This is a genomic window from Streptomyces sp. NPDC018045 (assembly GCF_044327445.1).
GTDB lineage: Bacteria > Actinomycetota > Actinomycetes > Streptomycetales > Streptomycetaceae > Streptomyces.
In genome coordinates, this window is record NZ_JBIRFL010000046.1 from 1 (window position 1) to 23,675 (window position 23,675).

12 protein-coding genes are annotated in these 23,675 nt (G+C 72.7%); 9 read left to right on the plus strand and 3 right to left on the minus strand.

The window, feature by feature from the left end; translation table 11 throughout:
* A partial coding sequence (locus ACH4EB_RS37445; RefSeq protein WP_398352952.1) for an ATP-binding protein occupies positions 1-194 on the plus strand: 194 nt, incomplete at its 5' end.
* Between the two features lie 175 nt (positions 195-369).
* Here ACH4EB_RS37445 and ACH4EB_RS37450 read toward each other — a convergent pair.
* Positions 370-561: a ferredoxin gene (locus tag ACH4EB_RS37450; RefSeq protein WP_398352953.1), complete on the minus strand. Its 192-nt coding sequence runs from the start codon at positions 559-561 to the stop codon at positions 370-372.
* A gap of 20 nt (positions 562-581) precedes the next feature.
* Positions 582-1,802, minus strand: coding sequence for a cytochrome P450 (locus ACH4EB_RS37455; protein WP_398352954.1), 1,221 nt, complete (start codon positions 1,800-1,802; stop codon positions 582-584).
* Between the two features lie 203 nt (positions 1,803-2,005).
* On the opposite strand from ACH4EB_RS37455, the gene ACH4EB_RS37460 reads away from it, so the two are divergent.
* The 6 genes from ACH4EB_RS37460 to ACH4EB_RS37485 all read left to right on the plus strand — a co-directional run bounded on the left by ACH4EB_RS37460 (position 2,006) and on the right by ACH4EB_RS37485 (position 11,123).
* Positions 2,006-2,596, plus strand: coding sequence for a TetR/AcrR family transcriptional regulator (locus tag ACH4EB_RS37460; protein WP_398352967.1), 591 nt, complete (start codon positions 2,006-2,008; stop codon positions 2,594-2,596).
* A 169-nt stretch (positions 2,597-2,765) separates the two neighbouring features.
* Positions 2,766-3,383: a TOPRIM nucleotidyl transferase/hydrolase domain-containing protein gene (locus ACH4EB_RS37465; RefSeq protein ID WP_398352956.1), complete on the plus strand. Its 618-nt coding sequence runs from the start codon at positions 2,766-2,768 to the stop codon at positions 3,381-3,383.
* Between the two features lie 403 nt (positions 3,384-3,786).
* Positions 3,787-7,614, plus strand: coding sequence for a hypothetical protein (locus tag ACH4EB_RS37470; RefSeq protein ID WP_398352957.1), 3,828 nt, complete (start codon positions 3,787-3,789; stop codon positions 7,612-7,614).
* A 200-nt stretch (positions 7,615-7,814) separates the two neighbouring features.
* Positions 7,815-8,579: a GNAT family N-acetyltransferase gene (locus ACH4EB_RS37475; RefSeq protein WP_398352968.1), complete on the plus strand. Its 765-nt coding sequence runs from the start codon at positions 7,815-7,817 to the stop codon at positions 8,577-8,579.
* 432 nt (positions 8,580-9,011) lie between these two features.
* Positions 9,012-9,626: a GAF and ANTAR domain-containing protein gene (locus ACH4EB_RS37480; RefSeq protein WP_398352959.1), complete on the plus strand. Its 615-nt coding sequence runs from the start codon at positions 9,012-9,014 to the stop codon at positions 9,624-9,626.
* 453 nt (positions 9,627-10,079) lie between these two features.
* A complete protein-coding gene (locus ACH4EB_RS37485; protein ID WP_398352961.1) occupies positions 10,080-11,123 on the plus strand; it encodes a ketoacyl-ACP synthase III family protein in 1,044 nt (347 codons plus the stop codon).
* A gap of 244 nt (positions 11,124-11,367) precedes the next feature.
* Here ACH4EB_RS37485 and ACH4EB_RS37490 read toward each other — a convergent pair whose 3' ends face one another.
* Positions 11,368-12,129, minus strand: a complete 762-nt coding sequence (locus ACH4EB_RS37490; RefSeq protein WP_398352963.1) for a 3-hydroxyacyl-CoA dehydrogenase — start codon at positions 12,127-12,129, stop codon at positions 11,368-11,370.
* Positions 12,130-13,132: 1,003 nt separating this feature from the next.
* On the opposite strand from ACH4EB_RS37490, the gene ACH4EB_RS37495 reads away from it, so the two are divergent.
* Together ACH4EB_RS37495 and ACH4EB_RS37500 are read left to right on the plus strand one after the other, a co-directional pair.
* Positions 13,133-22,042, plus strand: coding sequence for an SDR family NAD(P)-dependent oxidoreductase (locus ACH4EB_RS37495; protein WP_398352965.1), 8,910 nt, complete (start codon positions 13,133-13,135; stop codon positions 22,040-22,042).
* 16 nt (positions 22,043-22,058) lie between these two features.
* Positions 22,059-23,675, plus strand: a 1,617-nt coding sequence (locus ACH4EB_RS37500) for a condensation domain-containing protein (RefSeq protein ID WP_398352966.1), incomplete at its 3' end; no start/stop codon positions are given.

Here is a 23,675-nt window from a genome sequence, read left to right on the forward strand (position 1 = left end):
CCGTCCCGGCCTACGAGGTGGAGAACCTCTTCGAGCCCTTCCGGCGCCTGCGCACCGAACGCACCGGCAGCGACAAGGGCGTCGGCCTGGGCCTGACGATCGTGCGGTCGGCGGTACGGGCGCATGACGGCACCACCACGGCGACGCCCCGCGAGGGCGGCGGCCTGACCGTACGCGTCGTCCTGCCGCTGTGAGCCCATACCGCGCTCCGTCACGGTGAGCACCCGTACCCGGCCGGGAAAACCGGCCGGGTACGCGGTCGCCGGGCCCGGTGGCGGTGCGCGGCGCACCCGTTGCGGAGGGCCTGGAGGCGCCCTGGGCCACGTGGCCGGCGGCTCCGGAGCGGGGCCCCGGCAACCCCCTCCTCCTCTACTCCTCCACCCGCAACGCGCCGGACGGACACAGCATCCCGGCTTCGAGGGCGGCGGCCCGGCTGTCGTCGTCGGGCTCGACGGTGAGTACGGTGACGAGGCCTTCCTCGTCCTGGTCGAAGACGGCGGGCGCGGTCAGCGCGCACATGCCGGCGCCGACGCAGACCGTTCGGTCGGCGGTTACCTTCATGGTCTCCTCTTCCGCCGGGGTCACCAGGTGACGGGGAGTTCGTTGACGCCCTGGATGGTGGTGCCGGGGCGCAGTTCCAGACGGTCGACCGGGGTGGCCAGCCGCAGAGTGGGAATGCGGTCGAACAGTGCGGTGAGGATGATTTCGAGTTCGAGCCGGGCCAGGTTCTGACCGAGGCACTGATGGACGCCGTACCCGAAGGCGAGGTGGTGCCGGGCCGAGCGGTGGATGTCGAAGGTGTCGGGGTCCCGGAAGACGCCCGCGTCGCGGTTGGCGATGGAGTTGGTGACGATCACGCCGTCACCGGCCCGGATGAGCTGCCCGTCGATCTCGATGTCGGCGGTGGCGAAGCGGCCGCCGGCGATGTCGGCGATGGCGAGGTAGCGCAGCAACTCCTCGACGGCGCCGGGGACGAGCGACGGATCGGCACGCAGGGCGGCGAGCTGGTCGGGGTGGTCGAGCAGGGTGATGACGCTGAGGGAGGTCATCGACGCGGTGGTCTCGTGGCCGGCGATGAGCAGGAGCATGGCGTTGGAGATCAGTTCCTCGCGGTCGGTCGTGCCTTCCGCGAGCTGACGGCCGACCAGAGCGCCGAGCAGACCGGGGCCGGGCTCGGCCTGCATGCCGGTGATCAGCCCGTCCAGGTAGCCCTCCAGATCGTCGCGGGCCCTGCTCGCGTCCAGCGGGTCCGTGGACTGCACCAGCCGCCTGCTGGCGTCCTGGAAGAAGTCGTGATCCTCGTACGGAACACCCAGCAGCCGGCAGATCACCATCGAGGGCACCGGCAGCGCGAACCGGCTGACCAGATCGGCGGGCGGCCCCGCGGCGAGCATCGTGTCGAGGAATTCGTGGACGATGCGTTCGATGTCCGGGCGCATTCCCTTGATGCGCTTGACGGTGAACTCGCTGATCGTCATCCGGCGCCGCTTGCCGTGCTCGGGCGGGTCCATGCCGATGAAGGCGGGGCGGCGGTTGCGCAGCGCCTCTAAGCGCGGTGAAGTGAGCGGGAAGGCCGGGTGGTTGCGGTCGGAGGACAGCCGGGGGTCGGCCAGCAGTTTGCGGGCGGTCTCGTGCTTGGTCACCGCCCAGACCTGCCGGCCGTCGTAGAGCGTCACCGGTCGCAGCGCGTCCTGTTCGTCGCGCAGCCGGGTGTAGGAGTCGGGCAACCGGTACGGGCAGGTGCGGTTGCTGGGGAAGGCGGGGGCGTCGGAGGTGGAGAGAGCTACGGAGGTCTCAGTCATCGTTCCCCTCAAAGGTTTCTGACAGCCTCTTAAAGAACGGTCAGTTCTCTAACTCGGAGGCTAGAGTGTCCCCTTAGAGAACGCAACGTCCTCTCGGCATACTTTGCACACTCCAAGGAGTCACGCTGTCATCGAACGCCGACGACCGGATCGCCCCACCGGCCGCCGACCACCGCAAAGGGCCGCGGCGCCGCGGCGAGGAGCTGGAAAACGCCATCCTGACGGCGACCATGGACGAACTGGCCGAGGTGGGATACGCCGCGCTCACCATGGAGCGCGTCGCCGCCCGGGCCCGTACGAGCAAGGCCGCCCTCTACCGCCGGTGGACCGGACGCGCCGAACTGGTGGTGGACGCCTGCAAGACACGCGGCATCTCCGACATCGAACCGCCCGACACCGGTACGCTGCGCGACGACATGATCTCCCTGCTGAAGCAGATGTCCGCCAAGATGGCCACCCCGATCGGCGGCATCCTGCGCGGCCTGCTCGCGGAGATGACCCGCGACCCCGAATTCGCCCGGCTGATCCGCGAACGCGTCCAAACCGTCGGCCCGGTGGTGGGCCGGATCATTCTGCGGCGGGCCGTCGAGCGCGGCGAGGTCGAGGAGTGGGTACCGGGCTCACGACGGGCCTCCGTCGCCACCGACCTGCTCCGCAACGAGTTCCTGCTCTACGGGGCCCCCATCGGGGACGAGACCATCATCGAGATCGTCGACGACGTCTACCTGCCTCTGGTCCTGGCCCCGGCTCCGAGGCCGGCACCGCGAGCCGGCCGATCTCGCGAGCAGCAGTAGCTGCCCGGTTACGACGGCCGAGGCGCCCAAGTCCGCTGGCAGGCACGCACATCGCTGGAACCCGACCCCGGCCCGACGGCTGCCCAGGCGCCGAGGACGCGCCGGCCGCGCCGAGCGGGGCCGGCGGAAATTCCGTGCCGCGCCGTCGGCGGAGGGGCAGACTCGCTCCATGGCGGACCTGCACGCGTTCCGGGATGCGGTCGCCGGCTGGGCGGGCGGTGGCCCCGGCGGGCCGGCGAGCGATCTGGCCGGGCGTCTGGGCGTACGGACGGCGGTGCTGCTGGAGGGGCCGAGTGACCTGGCGGCCGTCGAGGCCCTGGCCGAACGGCGCGGCCGGGATCTCGCCGCCGAAGGGGTGTGCGTGATGCCGATGGGCGGGGCGATGTGCGTCGGCCGCTACGCCGGCCTCCTCGGGCCGCCCGGCCTCGGCCTGCGCCTGGCGGGACTGTGCGACGAGGGCGAGCAGCGCTTCTACGACCGCGCCCTGAAGCGGGCCCGGGCGCCGCGCCCGGGCTACTTCGTGTGCGTGGCGGACCTGGAGGACGAACTGATCCGGACGCTGGGCACGGCCGGGGCCGAGGAGACCGTCCGGGCCGCGGGCGACCTCCGTGCCTGGCAGATCTTCCTGCGCCAGCCCGCCCAGCACGGCCGGCCCCGGCAACAGCAGTTGCGGCGCTTCCTCGGTACGAAGAAGGGCCGCAAGATCCGCTACGGCCGTCTCCTGGTCGAGGCCCTCGCCTCCGACCAGGTACCGGCCCCGCTCGCCGACCTGCTCGCGAGCGTGTGAGCCCGTGAGCTGCCGGGTCGGCGCGTTTCCTTCCGGCCCGAGGCCCTTCGAGGTCCGCCCTGGGCTCTTCAAGACCCGCCCGGGGCCTGCCCGGAGCCCCGTCGGTCCCCGGACGTCGGCCGGCGGACCGCGCCCCTGATCGCGTCACGTTCCCGTCGTTGTGCCGCACCCCCGTGTCGCGCCACACCCCCGGTGCCGTGCCGCACCCCGCGCCGGTCCGCCGACCGCGTCGTGTTCCAGGCTCTCGTGGCACGGCTTTGATGCGCAGGACCCTCACCTGCGATGAATCAAAACGCAACAACGCCTCGTGCCCCGCACAGTTGGCCGAGAGGCGTCTTCTGTGCGGTGAGCGGGGCGTGCTGGGGTGGGCGGGTCGTGATCGCGAGGGAAGGGGCAGGCACGGATGGGACGCCAGGAGCTTCCCCTGGACCCGACCGCCGGCCCCGTGCAGCGTTTCGCCCATGAACTGCGCACGCTGCGCCGGGAGGCCGGCGGGATCACCTACCGGGCCATGGCGCAGCGGGTCGCGTGCTCGGCTCCGACGCTGTCGCGGGCCGCGTCCGGCGAACAGCTCGCCTCCCTGTCCACGGTGCTGGCGTACGTACGGGCCTGCGGCGGTGAAGAGGGGGAGTGGGCGGAGCGCTGGCGCCGGGCCGCGCGCGAGGTGGCGGCCGTACCCGTGGCGCAGGCGCCGGAGGAGGGAGTCGAGCCGCCGTACAGAGGACTGGCCCGGTTCGAGGCGGCGGACGAGGAACGATTCTTCGGCCGGGAGGCCCTGGTGGCCACGCTCGTGGACTGCGCGCTCGCGCACCGCATGACGCTGGTGGTGGGCCCGTCCGGCAGCGGCAAGTCCTCCCTCCTGCGGGCGGGCCTGGTGCCCCGGCTGCGGCACGCCGCCGACCCGGCCCACCGGCCCGCCGCCCTGCGCCTGCTGACTCCCGGTCCCCGGCCGTTGCACACACACCGAGCCCGGTGCACCCCTGCCGAACGGAAAGGCCGGGGAGATCGGGAAGGCCGGGGGGATGGGGAAGGCCGGGAAGGCCGGGAAGGCCGGGAGCACCAAGGCGGTCAGGAGGGCCGGGAAGTCGGGGAGAGCCGGGTAGGCGGGGAAGTCCCGGAAACCCGGGAGACCGGCGCAGAAGCGGGGGACACCTGGCTGATCGTCGACCAGTTCGAGGAGCTCTTCACGCTCTGCCACGACCCGGGCCAGCGGGCCGGTTTCCTCCGCCTGCTGCTGGCAGCGCAAGCGGCGGACAGCAAGCTGCGTGTGGTGCTGGGGGTACGGGCGGACTTCTACGGCCGCCTGCTGGAGCAGCCGGCCCTCGCCGCCGCCGTGGCCGGGTCCACGGTGGCGGTCGCTCCGATGAGCCCGGCCGAGCTGCGCCAGGCGATCGTCGGACCCGCCACGGCCGCGGGCCTGTTCGTCGAACGCTCCCTGACGGCCCGTCTGATCCAGGAGGTGGGCCAGGAGCCGGGCGGCCTGCCGCTGCTGTCGCACGCCCTGCTGGAGACCTGGCGGCGCCGTCGCGGCCGCACCCTGACCCTCGACGCGTACGAAGCCGCCGGCGGCATCCGCGGTGCCGTCGCGCAGAGCGCCGAAGACCTCTACACGGGCCTGACACCCGCCCAGGCCCGGGCGGCCCGCCGCGTCCTCCTGCGCCTGATCGCCCCCGGCCAGGGGCGCCCGGACACCCGCCGCCCCGCTCCGCGCGCCGAACTGTCCGCCGGCGACCCCGGCACCGCCCAGGTGCTGGAACGCCTGGCCCGGGCCCGCCTGGTGACCACGGAGGAGGACAGTGTCCACCTGGCCCACGAGGCGCTGATCACTTCGTGGCCCCGGTTGCAGCAGTGGGTCGACGACGACCGCGAACGTCTGCTCGTGCACCGCCGCCTGACCGAGGCGGCCGCCGCGTGGGCCGCTCTGGACCGCGATCCGGGGGCCCTGTATCGCGGCACCCGCCTGGCCGCGGCACGCGAGGCCTTCGCCACCGCCGCCGCCCGCGGCGATCTCGCCCCGCTGGAAGAAGAGTTCCTGACCGCCGCCGTCACCGCCCACGAACAGGACCGGCGTGCGGCCGCCCGCACCACCCGCCGGCTGCGCCAGGCGGCCGCCTCGCTGGCCGTCCTGCTGGTCCTCGCCCTCGTCGCGGGCCTTGTCGCCTTCGTGCAGTACCGCAGCAGCGAGGACCAGCGGCGTACGGCGCTGTCGCAGCGACTGGCCGCCCAGTCCGCCACGCTGCTCGACGGCCACCCCGACCTCGCGTCCCTGCTGGCCGTCCACGCCTACCGCGTCCGCCCCACCCCCGAGGCCACGGCCGGCGTCTTCGCCGCTGCCGCCCTGCCCGCGCGCCGCCGTCTCGACGGCCACACCCAGGACGTGAAGACCGTCGCGTTCAGCCCCGACGGGCGCACTCTGGCCTCCGGCGGCGACGACGGCACCGTACGGCTGTGGAACGTCGACACCGGCCGGCCCCGCACCGTCTTCACCTCCGCCGACGGCGACCACTCCGGCATCAACACGGTGGCCTTCAGCCCCGACGGCCGCACGCTCGCCACGGCGGGCGGCGACGGCACCGTCCGCCTGCGGGACACCGCCACCGGCCGCGTGCGGGCCACGCTCCCCGGCCACACGACAGCCGTGACGTCGATGGCCTTCAGCCCCGACGGACTCACTCTGGCCACCGGTAGCTGGGACACCACGGTGCGCCTGTGGGACACCCGGCAGCACACCGCGCGCACCGTCCTGACCGACCACAGTGACCGCATCAAGGCGGTCGCGTTCAGCCCGAACGGGCGCACCCTGGCCACCGCCGGCGACGACGGGGCGGTCAAACTGCGCGACGCGGCCACCGGCGAGCCCCGCACCACCCTCACCGACCGTACGGACGTGGTACTGACCCTGGCCTTCAGCCCCGACGGGCATTCGCTGGCCACCGGCAGCGACGACGGTACGGTACGGCTGCGCGCCCCGGCCGACGGCGCGACCCGCGCGGTGCTCAGCGGCCACACCGACGCCGTCACATCGGTGGCGTTCAGCCCCGACGGGCGCACTCTGGCCTCCAGCAGCGACGACGGCGCCGTACGGGTCTGGGAGACCCGGACCGGCAAGTCCGGCGCGGCCCTGAGCGGCCACACCGGCGGGACCACGGCGATCGCCTTCGGCCCCGGCGGCCGCACCCTGGCCACCGGCAGCGCCGACGGCGCGCTGTGGTTGTGGGACGTCCGCCGCCCCCAGGCCCGTACCACGCTCAGCGGCCACACCGGCGATGTCACCTCCGTGGCGTTCAGCCCGGACGGGCACACGCTGGTCACCGGCAGCGACGAGGGCACCGCGCGGCTGTGGGAGACACGCACCGGCCGCTCCCGGGGCGTGTGGGGAGGGCACAGCGGCGCGGTGCGGACCGTGGCGTTCAGTCCCGACGGACGCACCGTCGCCACCGGCAGCGAGGACAAGTCCGTACGGCTGTGGGACGCCGCCACCGGCCGCAAGCGGGCCGCCTTCGACGTCGGGAGCAGTGTGTTCACCGTGGCGTTCAGCCCGGACGGCCGCACCCTGGCCACCGGCGACCTGGACGGCGGAACCCGGCTGTGGAACACGGGCCGTGACCGGCCGCGGACGACGCTCGGCACGTCCGGCCGGCCCGTGGCGGCGGTGGCCTTCAGCCCGGACGGCCGTACGCTGGCCACCGGCGGCTTCGACCACAAGGTACGGCTGTGGGATGCGGCCACCGGCCAGTTGAACGCGACCCTGACCGGGCACCGGGACACGGTATGGGCCCTGGCCTTCAGCCCGGACGGCGAAACCCTGGCCTCCGGCAGTTCCGACGGGACCATCCGGCTGCGGGACACCACGACCGGCAAGGCCCGCACCGTCCTGACCGGCCACACCGGCCCCGTACGGGCCGTGGTCTTCACCCCGGACGGCCGCACCCTGGCCACCGGCGGCGACGACCGCACCGTCCGGCTGTGGGACCTCGCGTCGGCCCAGCCCCGCCTGACCCTGCCCGGCCGTGGCTGGGCGGTGACGTCGATGGCCATCAGCCCCGACGGCCGTACGCTCGCCATCGGCCAGTCGGACGACAAGGCACACCTGTGGCGTCTGGACATGCCCGCCCCCGAAGAAGCCATCAGCAGAATCTGCCACACCGTCAACCGCGACCTCACCCGTCAGGAACGCACCACCTACCTGCCGGACCCGCCCAGCCATGTCGGCTGCCGCACCACGACCTAAGATGTTGCGTCCCACCACCATGAATACGCCGAGCAGGCCGAGTACGCCGAGGACTTCGCAGACATCGCGCACCTCGGATACCTCGTATACCTCGGATACCTCGCGTACCTCGGATACGGCCATCGAGAACCCCCGGGACACTGAATGCATCGGAACCCCTGATGACCGACCAAGCCGTCCATGCCGCCCTACAGGCCGGCATGGAACTGAACCTGGCCGAGCACGCCTGCCACCTCCACCGAAGCCTGGGCGGCGCGGCAGTCATCGAGACGGATGACCTTCTGATCGCCGACAGCGGACTGGCCGACGACACCTTCAACATCGTCGCGGCGGCGCGCTTCACCGCGGACGCCGCCCCGCAACGCGTCCGCCGGACCGTCCGGGAGCTGGCCGCCACCGGCCGGCCCTTCTCGTGGTGGGTGGGCCCCGCCTCGGAGCCGGCCGGCCTGGCCTCGCATCTTGAGGCCGTGGGACTGCAGGCCTCGGAGACCGAGTCGGGCATGTGGCTGGACCTCCTTCCGGCCCCACCGCGACCGTACGCCGACGGCCTCGACATCCGCCCGGTGACCTCCCGGGAGCAACTGGCCGACTACGCCATGGTGCTCGCCGCGCTGTGGGACCCGCCGGCCGCGACCGTCCGGCAGTTCTACGCCGCCGCCGCGCAGGGGGCGCTCGCCGCTGACAGCCCGGCCCGCTACCTGGTCGGCTACGCGGAGGGCCGACCGGTCTGCTCGGCGGAGGTCTTCCACCACGCCGGCCTGGCAGGGATCTACAACATCGCGACCCTCTCGACGCACCGCCGCCGCGGCTACGGGGGTGCCATCACTCTTGCCACGCTCCACGCCGCCCGCGCCGAGGGGTGCCGAACCGCTGTGTTGCAGGCGTCCGCGGACGGCGAGCGCGTCTACCGTCGGCTGGGTTTCCGTACCTGCGGACATTTCACCGAGTACGCCATTACGCCCTGACCGCAGCGTGTCGGAACCGGCCGCCACGCGGGTGGCTTCGGACGCTTCGCCGCGCGCGGGCCGCCGGGAGTGCGGTTCCGTTCGATTCCTCTCCGTGCTCCCGGTCGATGACGGTGGTGCGGCTCCGATACGCCACTGCGCGGTGCGGCCACTACGGCGATTTCGAGCACTCGGCCGCCTCATGATGTGAGCGCTCGGCCGCCGCCATGACCGGATGGGCTCAGGAGCACGGGGGGCAGGCATTCACCGGAAGATCCGTGTTGGCTTTCCCCGGACACGGGCACCCGTGCGACAGGAACCGGCGATTCCCGGAGGGAGATCGTGACCCTGTTCGGCAACAGGACGGCGCGTTTGATACGTGCGGCAGCCCGTGAGCGCGATGACGCCCGCCTCCCGCAACGGCTGTGCACGGCCATCTGCCAGGGGCTGCCGGTGGATGACGTGTCCCTGTGCCTGGCCACCAACCCGGCCGATCGGCAGCTTCTCGCGGTGACCGGACCGGCCGCGCTGCGTCTGGAAGAAGTGCAGTACGAGACGGGAGAAGGCCCCGGCCCGGAGGCAGCGGCCACCGGCCGCCCGGTGCTCTACCCGGACGTGCAGGCGCACCCCATGCCGTATCCGTTCTTCGCTCCCCGCCTGCACGAGGAACTCGAACACGCCACTGCGCTCTGCGCCTTCCCCATCAACCTCGGGCCGCGCACCCTCGCCACGGCCGACTGCCTGCGCTACGCACCCCTGCGCCTGGACGACCCCGCGCTCGACGACACGACGCAGGCGCTGGAGGAGACGGCCATGGTCATCGCCGACCGGTGCCTGCCCTACTTCGCTGTGGACACCCCGCTGCCCTGGCGCCCGGCGCGGATCATCGACGATCACTGGGGCACCACCTATCGCGCGGCGGGCGTACTGGCCGGCCTGCTGAGCATCTCGGTCAGCGAGGCGCTGGCCCGCCTGCGCGCCAGCGCCTTCACCACCGGCCGCCCCTTGCCGGCCCTCGCCCGCGAGGTGCTGAAAGCCCGTCGTGGAAGGCCGTGCGAAGAGGACTGACGGCCGGACAGCGGCGCCGGGCCCACCGTCGGACCGCCGGCGCGGTCTCTCCGCAGCCCAAGTGCTGGTCGCTTTCGTGGGATTACGGGGGCCTGCATTTTCCTGTGTATCCGCGGTTGTCAGGAATGCGCGGAGGGGGCGGCCGGGAAGATCCTGCGGGCCTTCGATGCCCGTGATCGGCGCGGGCTGCCAACCCGGCGTAACGCGTGTTACGTTACGGAACGATCAAGGGTGTGACGGGGGTGACGCGTCCGAACGTGCCCCGCGCATGCCCGAGTTGAGGCGTATGTGCGCCGAGGGCGACGCGGGGCGGGGGAGTTCGCTGGGCATGGGCTCGGCCGAGTGACGCGTCCGCCGCGAGGTGCGTACCGCGTCGACCGGTCGTCCGTTGCGCGCTTTTTCCCCGGGTCCCCAGCCGCAGTCCCCGGCCGGGGCGATCAGGGAGAAGCGAAGATGCGTTGGAACGACGTCTATGTCGACGCGGCAGCGGTCCGGCTGGGGCGACGGGAGTCCGTACGGCAGGCCGTGGCCGAGGGGCGTTATGACGCCGCGGAGTGCGCGGCCGACGACCTGCTCAGCGTCAGCGTCGTGGACGACACCAGTCATGCGGACCTGGCCGTGGAGGCCGCGCGGCGCGCCCTGAGCCGTAGCCGCGTCGCCCATGAGGACTTCACGCTCGTCGCCCACGTCACCAGCTCCGGCTTCCAGGGGCTGGATCACTGGTCCCCGGCCGCGTACGTGCAGGCCCGTACGGTCGGCGGGCGGGCCACCGCGCTGCAGCTCCAGCAGGCGTCCAACGGCGGGTTGGGGGCGATCGATCTCGTCGCGGCGCATGTGGCGGCCCGGCCGGCGCCCGGTGCCGCGCTGATCACCACCAGCGACAAGTATCACCTGCCGATGTTCGACCGGTTCCGTTCGGACAAGGGTGGACCGCGCGGAGACGGTGCCACCGCGCTCGTGCTGACGCGTGGCTCGGGCGTGGCCCGGCTGCTGTCCTCGGTGGTGATCTCCGACACCACCCATGAAGGCGCCTACCGGGGCACGCGGCCGTGGGCCACCCTCTCGGGGGAGCACGGGTGGCCGGTCGACATGCGGCAGCGCCTCAGGGAGTACCTGAGCACCGGTGTGAGCGTGCCGGAGGTGGCCTCCTCCATCGCCGCCGGCCAGCGCGCGGCGATGGAGGAGGCGATGGGCGAGGCGGGTGTCCGGCTCCAGGACGTCGCCCGGTTCGTGTATCCGGTCGCCGGGCGGTCGGTGGTCGACTGGGACGCGGTCAAGCGGGACTTCGGCGTCGACATCACGCAGACGACGTGGGAGTACGGACGCGAACTCGGCCACCTGGGCGCCGGTGACCAGATCGCCGGACTCGCGCACCTCCTGGAGACCAAAGCCGTCGGGCCGGGCGACAAGGTCGTACTGTCCGGCCTCGGGCAGGGGTTCACCTTCGGTTGTGCGGTCCTGGAGGTGGTGGCCGAGCCCGAGTGGCCGGAGGGGTAGCGGGCGGTCGTCGTCGTTGGCGATGCCCGGGGTCGGGGGCTCATGCAGGGGGGCGGTGCCCGTCAGGCCAGGTGGGACGGGGCTTGCCGGGCTCGGTCCGGCTCGTTCGGCGCGTTGGGTGGGAGCGGGCCGGGAGCGCCCGAGCGGCGTTCTGTTCCCGGCTCCGGTCGGCTCGGTGTTCCACTCCCGTACCCGGTCGAACAGGGCACGGATTGGCCCGGCCCGACCCGGCGTTCCGGTCACGTCACCTGGGGGGCATCCGCAGGGCGCCGTCGAGTCGGATCGTCTCGCCGTTGAGCATCGGATTCTCCGCGATGTGGGTGACGAGCGAGGCGAATTCCGCGGGGTCGCCGAGCCGGGACGGGTGGGGCACCTGCCGGCCGAGTGCCTCGACGGCGGACTCGGGGAACACGTCGAACATCGGGGTGTGGAACAGCCCCGGCGCGACGGTGACCACGCGGATGCCGGACGAGGCCAGGTCCCGGGCGATCGGCAGGGTCATGCCCACGATGCCTCCCTTGGAGGCCGCGTAGGCGGCTTGCCCGACCTGGCCGTCGAAGGCGGCGATCGAGGCGGTGTTGACGATGACGCCGCGTTCCCCGCCGTCATCTGCCGCCGCCCGGCTCATGACCGCCGCGGCGAGGCGGATGACGTTGAAACTGCCGATCAGGTTGACCTGGACGACCTTGCTGAAGGCTTCCAGGGGGAACGGGCCGTTCTTGCCGACGGTCCGGAAGGCATTGCCGATCCCGGCGCAGTTCACGGCGATGCGCAGGGCGCCGAGGTCGGTGGCGAGCCCGAGTGCCGTGGTGACGTCCTCCTCACTGGTCACGTCGCCGGGGGAGAAGACGACGCGCTCGCCCAGTTCCGCGGCGACGTCCTTGCCCCGTGAGGAGCGGCCGATGATCACCACGGTCGCGCCCCGGTCGCGTAGCTCGCGTACCGTCGCCAGGCCGAGGCCGGACGATCCGCCGGTGACCAGCGCGACGCTTCCTTCGATCCGCACGTGTTGCTCCTGTCGTGTGTGGTGGCGAGGTGGGGTGGGGCGCGGGGACGCGCGAGGTGAGTGAGGCGAAAGGGGCGGGCGGATCGGGTGGTTGAGGGCCGGTGCCCGCCGGTGGTGAAGTTGGGGCCGGAGCGCCCGGTGCCACGCCGGTACGGCGATGGCGCGGGACCGCCCGGTCGGTGCCCAGCAGGCTCGCCCGTCCGGATTTTCCGGCCGCCCGGCTTTTCGACTCTTATGGCGGACATGGCAAACCGGGGCATACGCGGAGGGCCGTCCCGCACGGAAACGGGGGCGGCGAGTGACCCGGTAAAAGGGGGCGCCGCGGGACCATTCCGGACGGAATGCCGGGCCATGGGTTCCCGTTTCGGGCGGGCCGCCATCGGGCAACCCGCATTTCGGCGAACACGGTCAGACTTTCCCACACCGCGCGCCCGGAGAACAGCGTCAGCGGCATTTGTCCGTGTGTGTGTACGGCGCGGCGGGTATGGAAGGCAGGCGGCTGTCGTGACGTCAGGAAGTTTCTTTCGTGCCCCTCCTGGAATGTGACGCGGGCATCACTCTGTGTGTATTGATCCGACTGTTGATCTTCTGTAGCGTGACCGACGGCGGTAGGACAGGGTGCGCATGAGTCACCGGTCCGACCGCGGCGGTCCAGCGGCGATGTGAGCCGCGGCCCGCCTGCGACGGGGGAGTTGCGGGGGGAGACGCAATGCTTTTCTGCAAGTTATAGCGATTTTGTCGACGGTTGTTCACCGTCGCGGCGCTCCTTCTTTCCTGCTGTGATGTCCAGGGCTTCGCGGTACCCTGCGCGCGTCATCACCTCCTCCAGGGCGCATGTGCCATTCGCATGCCGTGGAGAGTCGGCAGATGCGCTTGGCGAGTCCATCCGCGCGCTGCACCTTTTCTCCTGAACCCGGAGCTTTCCCATGCCTCCGGCTGTTTTCCAAGGCTGGTCCTGTGCCGGGCTCCGCCGCCGGTTCCGCGCTGTTCTGGATGGATAGAGATGACCGAATCGTCGACGTTCGAAGCGACTTTCACCGTCACCGCCGACAACCCTCTGCTGCACGGCCACGTCGTATACGGGCGCCACCTCATGCCCGGCGTCGGCTATGTGGACCTCGTGCTCCAGGTGCTCGCCCGGCACGGCCACGCCGTACGCGATGTCGAACTGCGCAACCTCACCATCCTCGCGCCGCTCGTCGCCGCTCCGGGGGAGCAGGTGCTGACCACCGTCGCAGGGCGCCCCGCACCGGCGGGAGGCCTGCGGATCGAGGTGCGCAGTCGGCGCCCCCAGGACACCGAGGACGTACTGCACGCGGTGGTCGCGGCGCACCGGCACGACCCGCCGGTGTTCCACGAGCGCCTTCCGTTGCCGCTCGGCGGGGCGGAGCGGCGCACTCCGCTCGCGGACCTCTACACCTGGCTGCGGGAGCACGAACTGGTGCACTCGGGCCTGATGAGGGCCGACGGCGTCGTGCACCAGCGCTCCGAGGACCGGATCACCGAGCTGGAACTCGACCCGGCGTACCACGACAGCGCGGACGGTTTCCTCTTCCATCCGGCGCTGTTCGAGGCCGGGCTGCTCGGCGGCAGCACGGGGATGCACATGCTGCGCGAAGGCGGCGCGGACGAGGGCCCCCAGGAGCTGTATCTGCCGCTGGTGTTCGAGTCGTTCCGGGCCGCAGCGTCCCTCGGCAGGCGCTGCTATGTCAGGGTTCCGGCGGCGTCGGCTCACCGGGACGACGAGCTGATGCGGCTGTCGGTGGAGTTCTACGACGAGACCGGGACCAAGATCGCTGAGGTGGGACGGCTGGTGGCCAAGCGGGTACGGGCCGAGTCGGCCCTCGACGTCCGCGGCGGATCGGGCACGGGCGGGCCGGGCACGGGCGATGCCTACAGGAACGGAGTCGACAAGGGCTTGGGCGCGGGTACGGACACGGACGTCGCGCGCGATACGCAGGCCCCGGCCGCCACCGACCCCGCCACCGCCCCCGCTCTCGCCGACCTCCTGCGGGAGCTGGTCGCGGCGCGCCTGGAGGTGCCCGCGGCGCAGGTCGACCTGCACGGCGGTTTCTACGAGCTGGGCCTCGCCTCGGCGGACCTGGTGTCCTTGGTGCCCGACCTGGAGGACCGGCTGGCGGTGCCGCTGTCCCCGACGCTGATGTTCGAATACCGGTCGATCGCCGATGTCGCGGCGTGGCTGGCGGAGCACGTGACCGAACAGCGCGGGACGGCCACCGGCGCTGCCGGGGCACCGGAGCCGGCCGCGCGTCCCGTCACGCAGGAGCTGTCCGTGCCGACCGTACGGGCGGCGCTGACCGATGAGGTGTCCGCCGTGCTGGAGGTGCCGGCCGCCGAGGTGGACCCGTACGGCGAGTTCGAGGAGTTCGGCTTCGACCGGACCAGCCTCGCCCGGCTGGTCGCCCGGCTGAACGACCGGTTCGCGACGGCGCTCACGCCTGCCGTCTTCGCCGAGCACCGCACGGTGCACTCGCTCGCCGTGTACCTGGCCGAAACCGTGCGCGGCCCGGCACCGGCTCCGGACGGCTCCACGGCGCGCGAGCAGATCGTGTCCCTTGGCGGCTCCGGCGCACGCCGGCAGGCAGCAGCCCCCGAGGCCCCCGCCACGCGCCCTCCGGAGACGCGCCCGCATCCGATGCTGCACAGTGCCGTACCGGACGACGACGGCACCGCGTACCGGACGCGGTTCACCGGCGACGAGCCGTACCTGCGGGACCACCGGGTCCGCGGCGACCGTGTGCTTCCCGCCGTCGTCCAACTGGAGATGGCCCGGGCGGCGGTCGCGGGCACCGTGGACGCGGGGCTTCCGGGCCGCGTCCGGCTCGACGACGTCGTGTGGCTGCGCCCGGCGCTCTGCGGTCCGGACGGACTGGACGTGCGGGTGAGCGTCCGTGCGCTGCCCGGATACGGCTGGGATTACATGATCCACAGCGTCGGTGGGGACGGGGAGCGCACGCTGTGCAGTCAGGGCCGTGCGAGCCTCCAGGACACCGGCGGACGCGTTGCGCCGCTTCTGGACGAGCTGCGCGCGTCCTGTGCCGAGCGGGTGATCCCGGCCGCCGACGTGTACGGGCTGTACTCCCGTGTCGGCATGGACTACGGCCCGGCGCAGCAGTCCCTGGCCGCCTTGAACGTGGGGACGGACGAAGCGGGACGGCCGCAGGTGCTCGCCGAACTCCGGCTGCCCGGCGCGGCGGAGCGGCTGGACGACTGTCCGCTGCACCCGAGCATCATGGACGGCGCTCTTCAGGCCACCGTCGGTCTGTGGATGGCGCCGGAGGGAGCGGGCGGCCGACCGGCGCGTGCCGCCCTGCCGTTCGCCCTGCGCCACGTGGACGCGCTCGCCGCCACCGGTGAACGGGCGTACGCCTGGGTCCGGCACCAGCGGGGGAACGGTCCCGAGGCGGCTGCCGCGCGGCTGGACGTCACCGTGTTCGACGAGCACGGCCGGGTGTGCGCGGACCTGACCGGACTGAGCACCCGTGCCCTGGCGGACGCCCCGCAGGCCCCGGACCAGGCCCCGCACACGCGCCCGGCCTCCGCCCCGGACCGTGCCGCGCACATGAGCCCGCTGTCTGCCCCGGCCACGCGGTCACGGACCGGGTCGGCCGCGTCCCGCTCAGCGGCCGCCGGTCCAGCCGTACGGGACACCACCGCCCCCGTCACCGACATCGCGATCGTCGGGCTCAGCGGCCGCTATCCGCAAGCGGCGGACCTCGGCGAGTTCTGGCAGAACCTCCGCTCGGGCCGCGACTGCATCCAGGAGGTGCCGGCGGAGCGCTGGGACCACCGCCGGTACGCCGACATCGGCGGCTCCTCCACGGGCCGATGGGGCGGCTTCCTCGACGGTATCGACCGCTTCGACCCGCTGTTCTTCCACATCTCGCACCACGAGGCGGAGTACCTCGACCCCCAGGAGCGGCTGTTCCTCGAATGCGCCCACCACGCGCTGGAGGACGCCGGATACACCGGCGAACTGCTGGCCCGCGCCGCGGCCGACCCGGACGGCGCCGCCGCGGCCGTCGCCCCGCCGGGCGAGGTGGGGGTCTTCGTCGGCGTGATGTACCAGGACTACCAGTTGTACGGCGCGCAGGCGCAGGAGCGCGGCCGGGCGCTCGCGCTGTCGGGCAGCGCCTCCACCATCGCCAACCGGGTGTCGTACTTCTACGACTTCAACGGGCCGAGCATCGCCGTGGACACCATGTGCTCGTCCTCGCTGACCGCCCTGCACCTGGCCTGCGAGGCCATCAGGAGCGGCCGGTGTGGGACGGCGCTCGCCGGGGGCGTCAACATCAGCTCGCACCCGAACAAGTACGTGCTGCTCAGCCAGCGCCGTTTCCTGTCCGGCGACGGGCGCTGCCGCAGCTTCGGGGAGGGCGGTGACGGCTATGTGCCCGGCGAGGGCGTCGGTGCCGTGGTGCTCAAGCCGCTGGCGCGGGCGGAGGCCGACGGCGACCACATCTACGGTGTGATCAAGGGGACCGCGCTCAACCACGGCGGCCGGACCTCCGGCTACTCGGTGCCTTCCGCCGCGGCGCAGGGCGAGGTCATCGCGGCGGCGCTCAGGAGCGCCGGCGTCGACCCGCGAGAACTGAGCTACCTGGAGGCGCACGGCACCGGAACGGCGCTGGGCGATCCGCTCGAAATCGCCGGACTGACCCGGGCCTTCCAGGGCCGTGGCGGACTCCCGGAGAACTGTCCGATCGGCTCGGTCAAGTCGAACATCGGGCACTGCGAGAGCGCGGCCGGCATCGCGGGTCTCACCAAGGTGCTCCTCCAGATGCGGCACGGCGAACTGGTGCCGAGCCTGCACGCGGACACACTCAACCCGCACATCGATTTCGACCGCGCCCCCGTGCGGGTGCAGCGGCGCCTGGAGCCCTGGCACCGGCCGACGCTGGAGATCGACGGCGAGCACCGGACCGTTCCCCGGATCGCGGGGGTGTCGGGCTTCGGCGCGGGCGGTTCGAACGCCCATGTGATCGTTGCCGAGTACGAGGCTCCGGCCGCGTCCCCGGTCCCGTACCCGTCCTCGGCCGCCGCGCTCCCGCCTGCCCGGAGCGGGCGCCCCGTACTGTTCGTGCTCTCCGCGCAGAGCGAGGGCCAGCTCGCCGAACAGGCCCGGCGGCTGCTCGTCCGCCTCGCGGAGCTGCCCGACGACGCACTGCCCGACGTCGCATGGACCCTCCAGATCGGCCGGATGGCGCTGGAGGAACGGCTGGCCTTCGCCGCGACCTCGATCGACGACGCCAGGAAACGGCTGGAGTCCTTCCTCGCCGAGCCGCTACGGCCCGGCACGTGGGCACGGGGTACGGCGCGCAGGCGCCGGGGAAAGCCGGCCGGCGCGGACGACGCCGTGCGGACGGCAGTGGCGGACTGGACGGAACGCGGCGTGTCCGGCGCGCTCTTGGACCTGTGGGCCGACGGGGCCGCCGTGGAGTGGGAGACGCTGCACCCCGCGGGCCCGCCCGCGCGGCGCATCAGCCTGCCCGGCTACCCCTTCGCCGGTGACCGGTGCTGGATCGACCTCGACACTGCCGACGACGCGGGCGTGACGCCCCTTGTCCCTTCCCTCGCGCCGGACCGGACGGCCACGGCTGGGCACCGGCCTGGCGGAGACACGGCTGAGCCCGGTGACGCGATGAGGGCCGACGAGGGCGCGACGGGCGTCGTCGGCGGCGCGGCGGAGGGCGGCGAACTCGTACTGCTGCGTCCAGTGTGGGCCGCGCAGGACACCGCGGGCCGTGATGAGCAGGCCCCTGCGGACGGCTTCGCGGAACACCACGTGATGGTCGTCGGCCCCCTCACGGGGGCCGAGCAGGAGTCCCTTCGCGCCGCACTTCCGGACGGGGTGCGCCCGCACATCGTGGTACCGGCCGACGGCCCGCTCGACGCCCGCTACACCGAGGTGACGGCGCACCTGTTCGACCTCGTACGCGGCGTGCTCGAAGGCGGTCTGCGGCGGCCCGCACTGCTCCAGGTCGCGGTGGTCGGCGGTTCCGGCGCGGACACCGCCGAGCGGGACCGGCTGACCTGCTTCGGCGGCCTGGCCGGACTGCTGAGGACGGCCCGCCTGGAGAACCCGCTGCTGCACACGCAGTACGTGGAGTGCCTCGACGGCGCCGCACCGGCCACCGTCGCCGCCCGGTTGATGTCCGAGGCGGTGCCCGGCGCCGCACCGGAGGTACGGCACCGGGACGGCCGCCGGCACGTCGCACGCCTGGAGGAGATTCCCGCGGCCCGGCCCGCCGCCGTGCCGTGGAAGGAGGACGGCGTCTACCTCGTCACCGGAGGCGCCGGGGGCCTGGGCCGGATCGTGGCGCAGGAGATCGCCGCGTCCACCGGCCACGCCACCGTGGTCCTCACCGGCCGGTCACCGCTCGACGCGACGAAGCGCAACGCGCTGAAGACCCTGCGCGCGGCGGGACTGACCGTGGACTACCAGCGGGCCGACGTGGCCGACCGGGCTTCGGTCGCCCGCGTACTGACCCATGTGGCCGACAACCACGGGCCGTTGACGGGCATCGTGCACAGCGCCGGCATCGTCGACGACAAGCTGATCCTCCGCAAGACCTCCGGGGAACTGCGGCGGGTCCTCGCGCCCAAGGTCGCCGGTCTGGTCAACCTCGACGAGCTGAGCCGGGACCAGCCGCTGGACGCGTTCCTGTGCTTCTCCTCGATCTCCGGCGCCTTCGGCAGCGCCGGGCAGGCGGACTACTCCGCGGCCAACGCGTTCATGGACGCTTACGCGGCCCACCGCGACCGCCTCGTCGACGCGGGCCTGCGCAGCGGCCGGACCGTGTCCGTCAACTGGCCGCTCTGGGACGAGGGCGGCATGGGGGACGACACGGTCCGGGAGAACCTGCGCGGCGCGGGACTCGCCACCCTGGACACGGCCCGTGGGCTGACGGCCCTGCGCTGTGCCCTGGCCCCGCGCGACAACGGGCTCACGGACGGCAGGCTGATCGTCCTCGTGGGCGAACGCGGCACCGTGCTCTCCCGGCTCGGCGTCCAGGCCGGCGGGCGAGAGGCCGACGCCGTGTCCGGCCCCGCGCCCACCGCCGTATCCGGCTCCGCGGCCGCACCGGCTTCCCGTCCCGGAGCGGACCGGGGGCTGGCGGAACGGTCCGTGGGCCACCTGCGTCGGCTGCTGGCGGCGGTCCTGAAGGTGGGTCCCGAGCGCCTGGACGCCGAGACGCCGCTGGACCGGTACGGCATGGACTCCGTCCTCGCGGTGAGCGTGACCGCCCAACTGGAGGAGGCCTTCGGCCCGTTGTCGAGGACGCTGCTCTTCGAGGTGCAGACGGTCCGTGAGCTGGCCGAGCACTTCGCGGCCGAACACCCGCAGGCCCTGCGCACGCTGCTCGGCGAGCCCGCGGAGCGGGAAGCGACCGAAGCCACCGGGACGGCCGGAACGACCGGAGCCACCGAAACGGCGGAAGCGACCGGAACGGCCGGGACGGCCGAAGCCACCGGGACGGCCGAAGCAGTCGAACCGACCGGCCCGCTCCCAGCCCCCGGCCCGCCGGCGGCGCGCGTTCCGGCCGCCGGGAGCGACGCCGCGCACCGTACCGTCGGGGACATCGCGATCATCGGCGTCAGCGGGCGGTACCCGCAGGCCGACGACCTCGACACGTTCTGGAGGCACCTGCGGGACGGCAAGGACTGTGTGACAGAGGTGCCGGCCGACCGCTGGGACACCTCCGGCGCGGGCGCCCGCCAGTGGGGCGGATTCCTGGACGGGATCGACCGGTTCGACCCGCTGCACTTCGGCATCTCGCCCCGCGACGCCAAGGCGATGGACCCGCAGCAGCGCCTGTTCCTGGAGACCGTCTGGCACCTCATGGAACAGAGCGGCGTGACTCAGGACACCATCGAGCGGCGCTATGGGCGGCGCGTCGGCGTGTACGTCGGGGCGGCGTACCAGATGTACCGGGCGGACGCCTCGGACCCGGCTCTCGCGGCGGTCACCGCGGCGGCGTCGTACAACCTGATCGCCAACGGCGTCTCGTACTTCTTCGGGCTGGAAGGCCCCAGCCTGGCCGTGGACAGCATGTGCACGTCGTCCGCGATGGCCGTGCACCTGGCCTGCGCCGACCTGCGGCGCGGGGAGACCGAGCTGGCCGTCGCCGGTGGCGTGAACCTCAACGTCCACCCGGACAAGTACCTGGCGCTGTCCGAGCTGCAACTGCTCGGCAGCCACCCGGGCAGCCGCAGTTTCCGCGACGGCGACGGCTACCTGCCCGCCGAAGCGGTCGGTGCCGTACTGCTCAAGCCCCTGGACGCGGCGCTGCGCGACGGCGACACGGTGCACGCCGTCATCAAGGGCACCGCCTCGACGCACAGCGGCCGGACCGGCGGTTTCATGGCCCCGAGCCACCGCACCCAGGTGAAGGTCATGCGGCAGGCGCTGGCCCGGGCGGGCGTCGGCCCCGGCTCCATCGGGTACGTCGAGGCCGCCGCCAACGGCTCCCCGCTGGCCGACGCGGTCGAGTTCCGCGCCTTGCGGGAGGTGTTCGGGGGCGTGTCCGGGCCGGTGGCGCTCGGCACCGTGAAGTCGAACCTCGGACACCCCGAGGCGGCCTCCGGCATCGCCCAGCTCACCAAGGTCCTCCTGCAACTGCGGCACGGGCAGCTCGCGCCCCTTGTCGCGTCCGGCAGCCCCAACCCCGACCTGGACCTGGACGGCACGCCACTGCGGCTGTGCGACCGGCCGACGGCCTGGGAGCCCGCCGGGACGGCCGGCGCGGACGGCCGCCGGGCGCCGCGCCGCGCGCTCGTCAACTCGGTGGCGGCCGGCGGGAGCCACGTCAGCCTGGTCATCGAGGAGCCGCCACCGGCCGCGGCGGCGCCCCGGGACGCCCAGGACGGCCAGGACGCCCGCCCCCAACTGGTGCTGCTGTCCGCCAGGGACCCCGAGCGGCTGCGTACGGCGGTACAGCGCCTGCACGACTTCCTGGCCCGTGACGACTCGACGTCCCTGGCGGACATCGGGTACACCACGCAGCTCGGCCGCGAAGCGCACCCCGAACGGCTCGCCGTGGTGGCACGCACCCGGGACGAACTGCGGCAGGCGCTCGCGGCCGAGCTGGCCCAAGGGCCCGGGTCCACGCACCCGGACGGAACGGTCGTCACGGCTGCCGTCCCGGCGCACCGCGGCAACGCCGAGGACAACGCCGGCCCGCTGGGCGCGGTACTCCACGGGCCCCGGGGCGAGGCGTTCCTCGCCGCGCTCATCGAGGACCGCGACCTGGAACGCCTCGCCGAGCTGTGGGTGTGCGGAGCCAACGTGCCGTGGCACGGCCTGCACTCCGGGCGCCGGCGCCTGGCACCGATCCCGGCCACCGCGTTCGCGGCGGAAAGCCACTGGGCCGGCCCCGTACCGGCCGCGCACCCGGCCCCCTCGGACGGCGACACCGCCACTCCCCGAACCGCCACCGACCCGTCGGACGGCACGGCGCGGACGGGCCCGGCACAGGCCGGCCACCGGCACGCCGGGACCCAAGACATCCAAGGCACCCAAGGCACCCAAGGCACCCAAGGCACAGCCAACCGGCACGCCGCCGCCCGGGACACCGTGGCCGCGGCCTGGGCGGAGGTGCTGGGCGTCACGGCCGACCGGTTCGAGGCGAAGAGCAGCTTCTTCTCCTTCGGCGGCAACTCCCTCCTGGCGGGCCGCCTGATCAACCTGCTCAAGCAGCAGACCGGCGTGGAACTGCCCGTCCGGACCGTCTTCGACGCTCCGCGGCTGGCCGAGATGGCGGCGGAACTGGAACGCCGTACACCGGCCGGCCCCACCGGCACGCAGCCGGTGGACGACATCCTCAAGAGCATCGCCCTCGTCGAAAGCATGGACGACGAAGAGCTCGACGCTCTGGTCACCGAGAACTAGGCAAAGGGGACGGACGATGGACACCCTCCATCAGAGCGGCGAGCTGGACCTGGTCCGGAAGTTCCGGTCCATGCCCGCCAAGCGGCAGCGCGCCCTGCTCGCACTGCTCAGGAAGCAGGGCGTCGACGTCTCCGCCTTCGACGTCGTGCCGCGACTGCCCCGCTCGGCGGACACCCCGCCGCACCTGTCCTTCGCCCAGCGGCGCCTGTGGTTCCTGGCGCAACTGGACGGGGCCGACGCGTCCTACAACATTCCCATGGCACTGCGGCTGCGCGGCCGCCTCGACCGCGACGCGCTGCTCCGCGCCCTCGAAGCGGTGGTCCAGCGCCACGAGGTCCTGCGCACCCGCCTGGTGAGCCACGACGGTGTGCCGTACCAGCACATCGGCGACGGCTCGGACTTCGCGGTCCGCGAGGAGGAACTGGCCGACCCGGCGGAACTGCCGCTGATCTGCGAACGGGAAGCGCTCGCCCCCTTCGACCTCGCACACGACCCGCTGATCCGGGTCCGGCTGCTGCGCCGGTCGGAGCGGGAGCACGTCCTGCTGGTGACGATGCACCACAGTGTGTCCGACGGCTGGTCGGTCGGCGTGTTCTTCCGCGACACCGCCGCGTTCTACGAAGCGTTCCGCGCGGGCCGCGCGGGCCACACGGGCACGGGTGGTCCCGCGCCGCTGGAACCGCTGCCCATCCAGTACGCGGACTACGCCGACTGGCAGCGCCAGTGGCTCGGCAACGAGGTGCAGGCACGCCAGGTCGCCTACTGGAAGCGGCAACTCGCCGGCGTCGACCCACGGCTCACCCTGCCCACCGACCGGGAGCGCCCCACGGTCAAGACGTACCAGGGCTCGCACGAGAGCTTCGCCTGCCCGCCGGAACTGCTGGAGAGCCTGCGCGGTCTCAGCGAACGGTACGACGTCACCCTCTACATGACGTTGCTCGCCGCGTACACCGCCGTCCTGCACCGCTACACCCAGCAGACCGACATCGCCGTCGGCACGGTCGTCGCGAACCGCAACCGGATCGAGGTCGAGAACCTCATCGGCCTCTTCGCCAACACCCTCGTCATGCGCACCGACGTGTCGGACGACCCGGCGTTCCCCGACCTCCTGACCCGGGTGAAGAAGACCGCGCTGGAGGCGTTCGCCCACCAGGACGTGCCCTTCGAGGCCGTGGTCGAGTCCCTCCAGGCGGAGCGCAGCCTCGCCCATTCGCCCGTCTTCCAGACGATGTTCGTCCTCCAGGAGGAACGCACCGGACGCGAGTCGAAGCTCGGTGAGGTCGAGGTGACGCTCGTCGACTTCGACTTCGACATCACCAAATTCGACCTCACCCTCGAACTCCGGGAAACCCCCGACGGCCTGACCGGCGTCGTCGAATACAACACCGACCTCTACGACCGGGAAACGATCCAGCGTTTCATAGGCCACTACACCACCCTCCTGACCGCGGTCACCGCCGATCCGGAGGAGAAGATCTCCCGCTTGAGCTTGCTCGATGCCGCGGAGCGTCGGCGGGTGTTGGTGGAGTGGAATGAGCCGCCGGTGGAGGCTGGGTCGGGTTTGGGGTCGGTGTTGGGTGAGCGGTGTGTGCATGAGTGGTTTGAGGAGGTGGTGGCGGGTTCGTCCGGTGCG

Bases quoted from the DNA above. Each gene is read 5' to 3' on its own strand.
- ACH4EB_RS37450 (WP_398352953.1), bottom strand. From the start codon at position 561: ATGAAGGTAACCGCCGACCGAACGGTCTGCGTCGGCGCCGGCATGTGC.
- ACH4EB_RS37455 (WP_398352954.1), bottom strand. From the start codon at position 1,802: ATGACTGAGACCTCCGTAGCTCTCTCCACCTCCGACGCCCCCGCCTTC.
- ACH4EB_RS37465 (WP_398352956.1), top strand. From the start codon at position 2,766: ATGGCGGACCTGCACGCGTTCCGGGATGCGGTCGCCGGCTGGGCGGGC.
- ACH4EB_RS37470 (WP_398352957.1), top strand. From the start codon at position 3,787: ATGGGACGCCAGGAGCTTCCCCTGGACCCGACCGCCGGCCCCGTGCAG.
- ACH4EB_RS37475 (WP_398352968.1), top strand. From the start codon at position 7,815: ATGGAACTGAACCTGGCCGAGCACGCCTGCCACCTCCACCGAAGCCTG.
- ACH4EB_RS37485 (WP_398352961.1), top strand. From the start codon at position 10,080: ATGCGTTGGAACGACGTCTATGTCGACGCGGCAGCGGTCCGGCTGGGG.
- ACH4EB_RS37495 (WP_398352965.1), top strand. From the start codon at position 13,133: ATGACCGAATCGTCGACGTTCGAAGCGACTTTCACCGTCACCGCCGAC.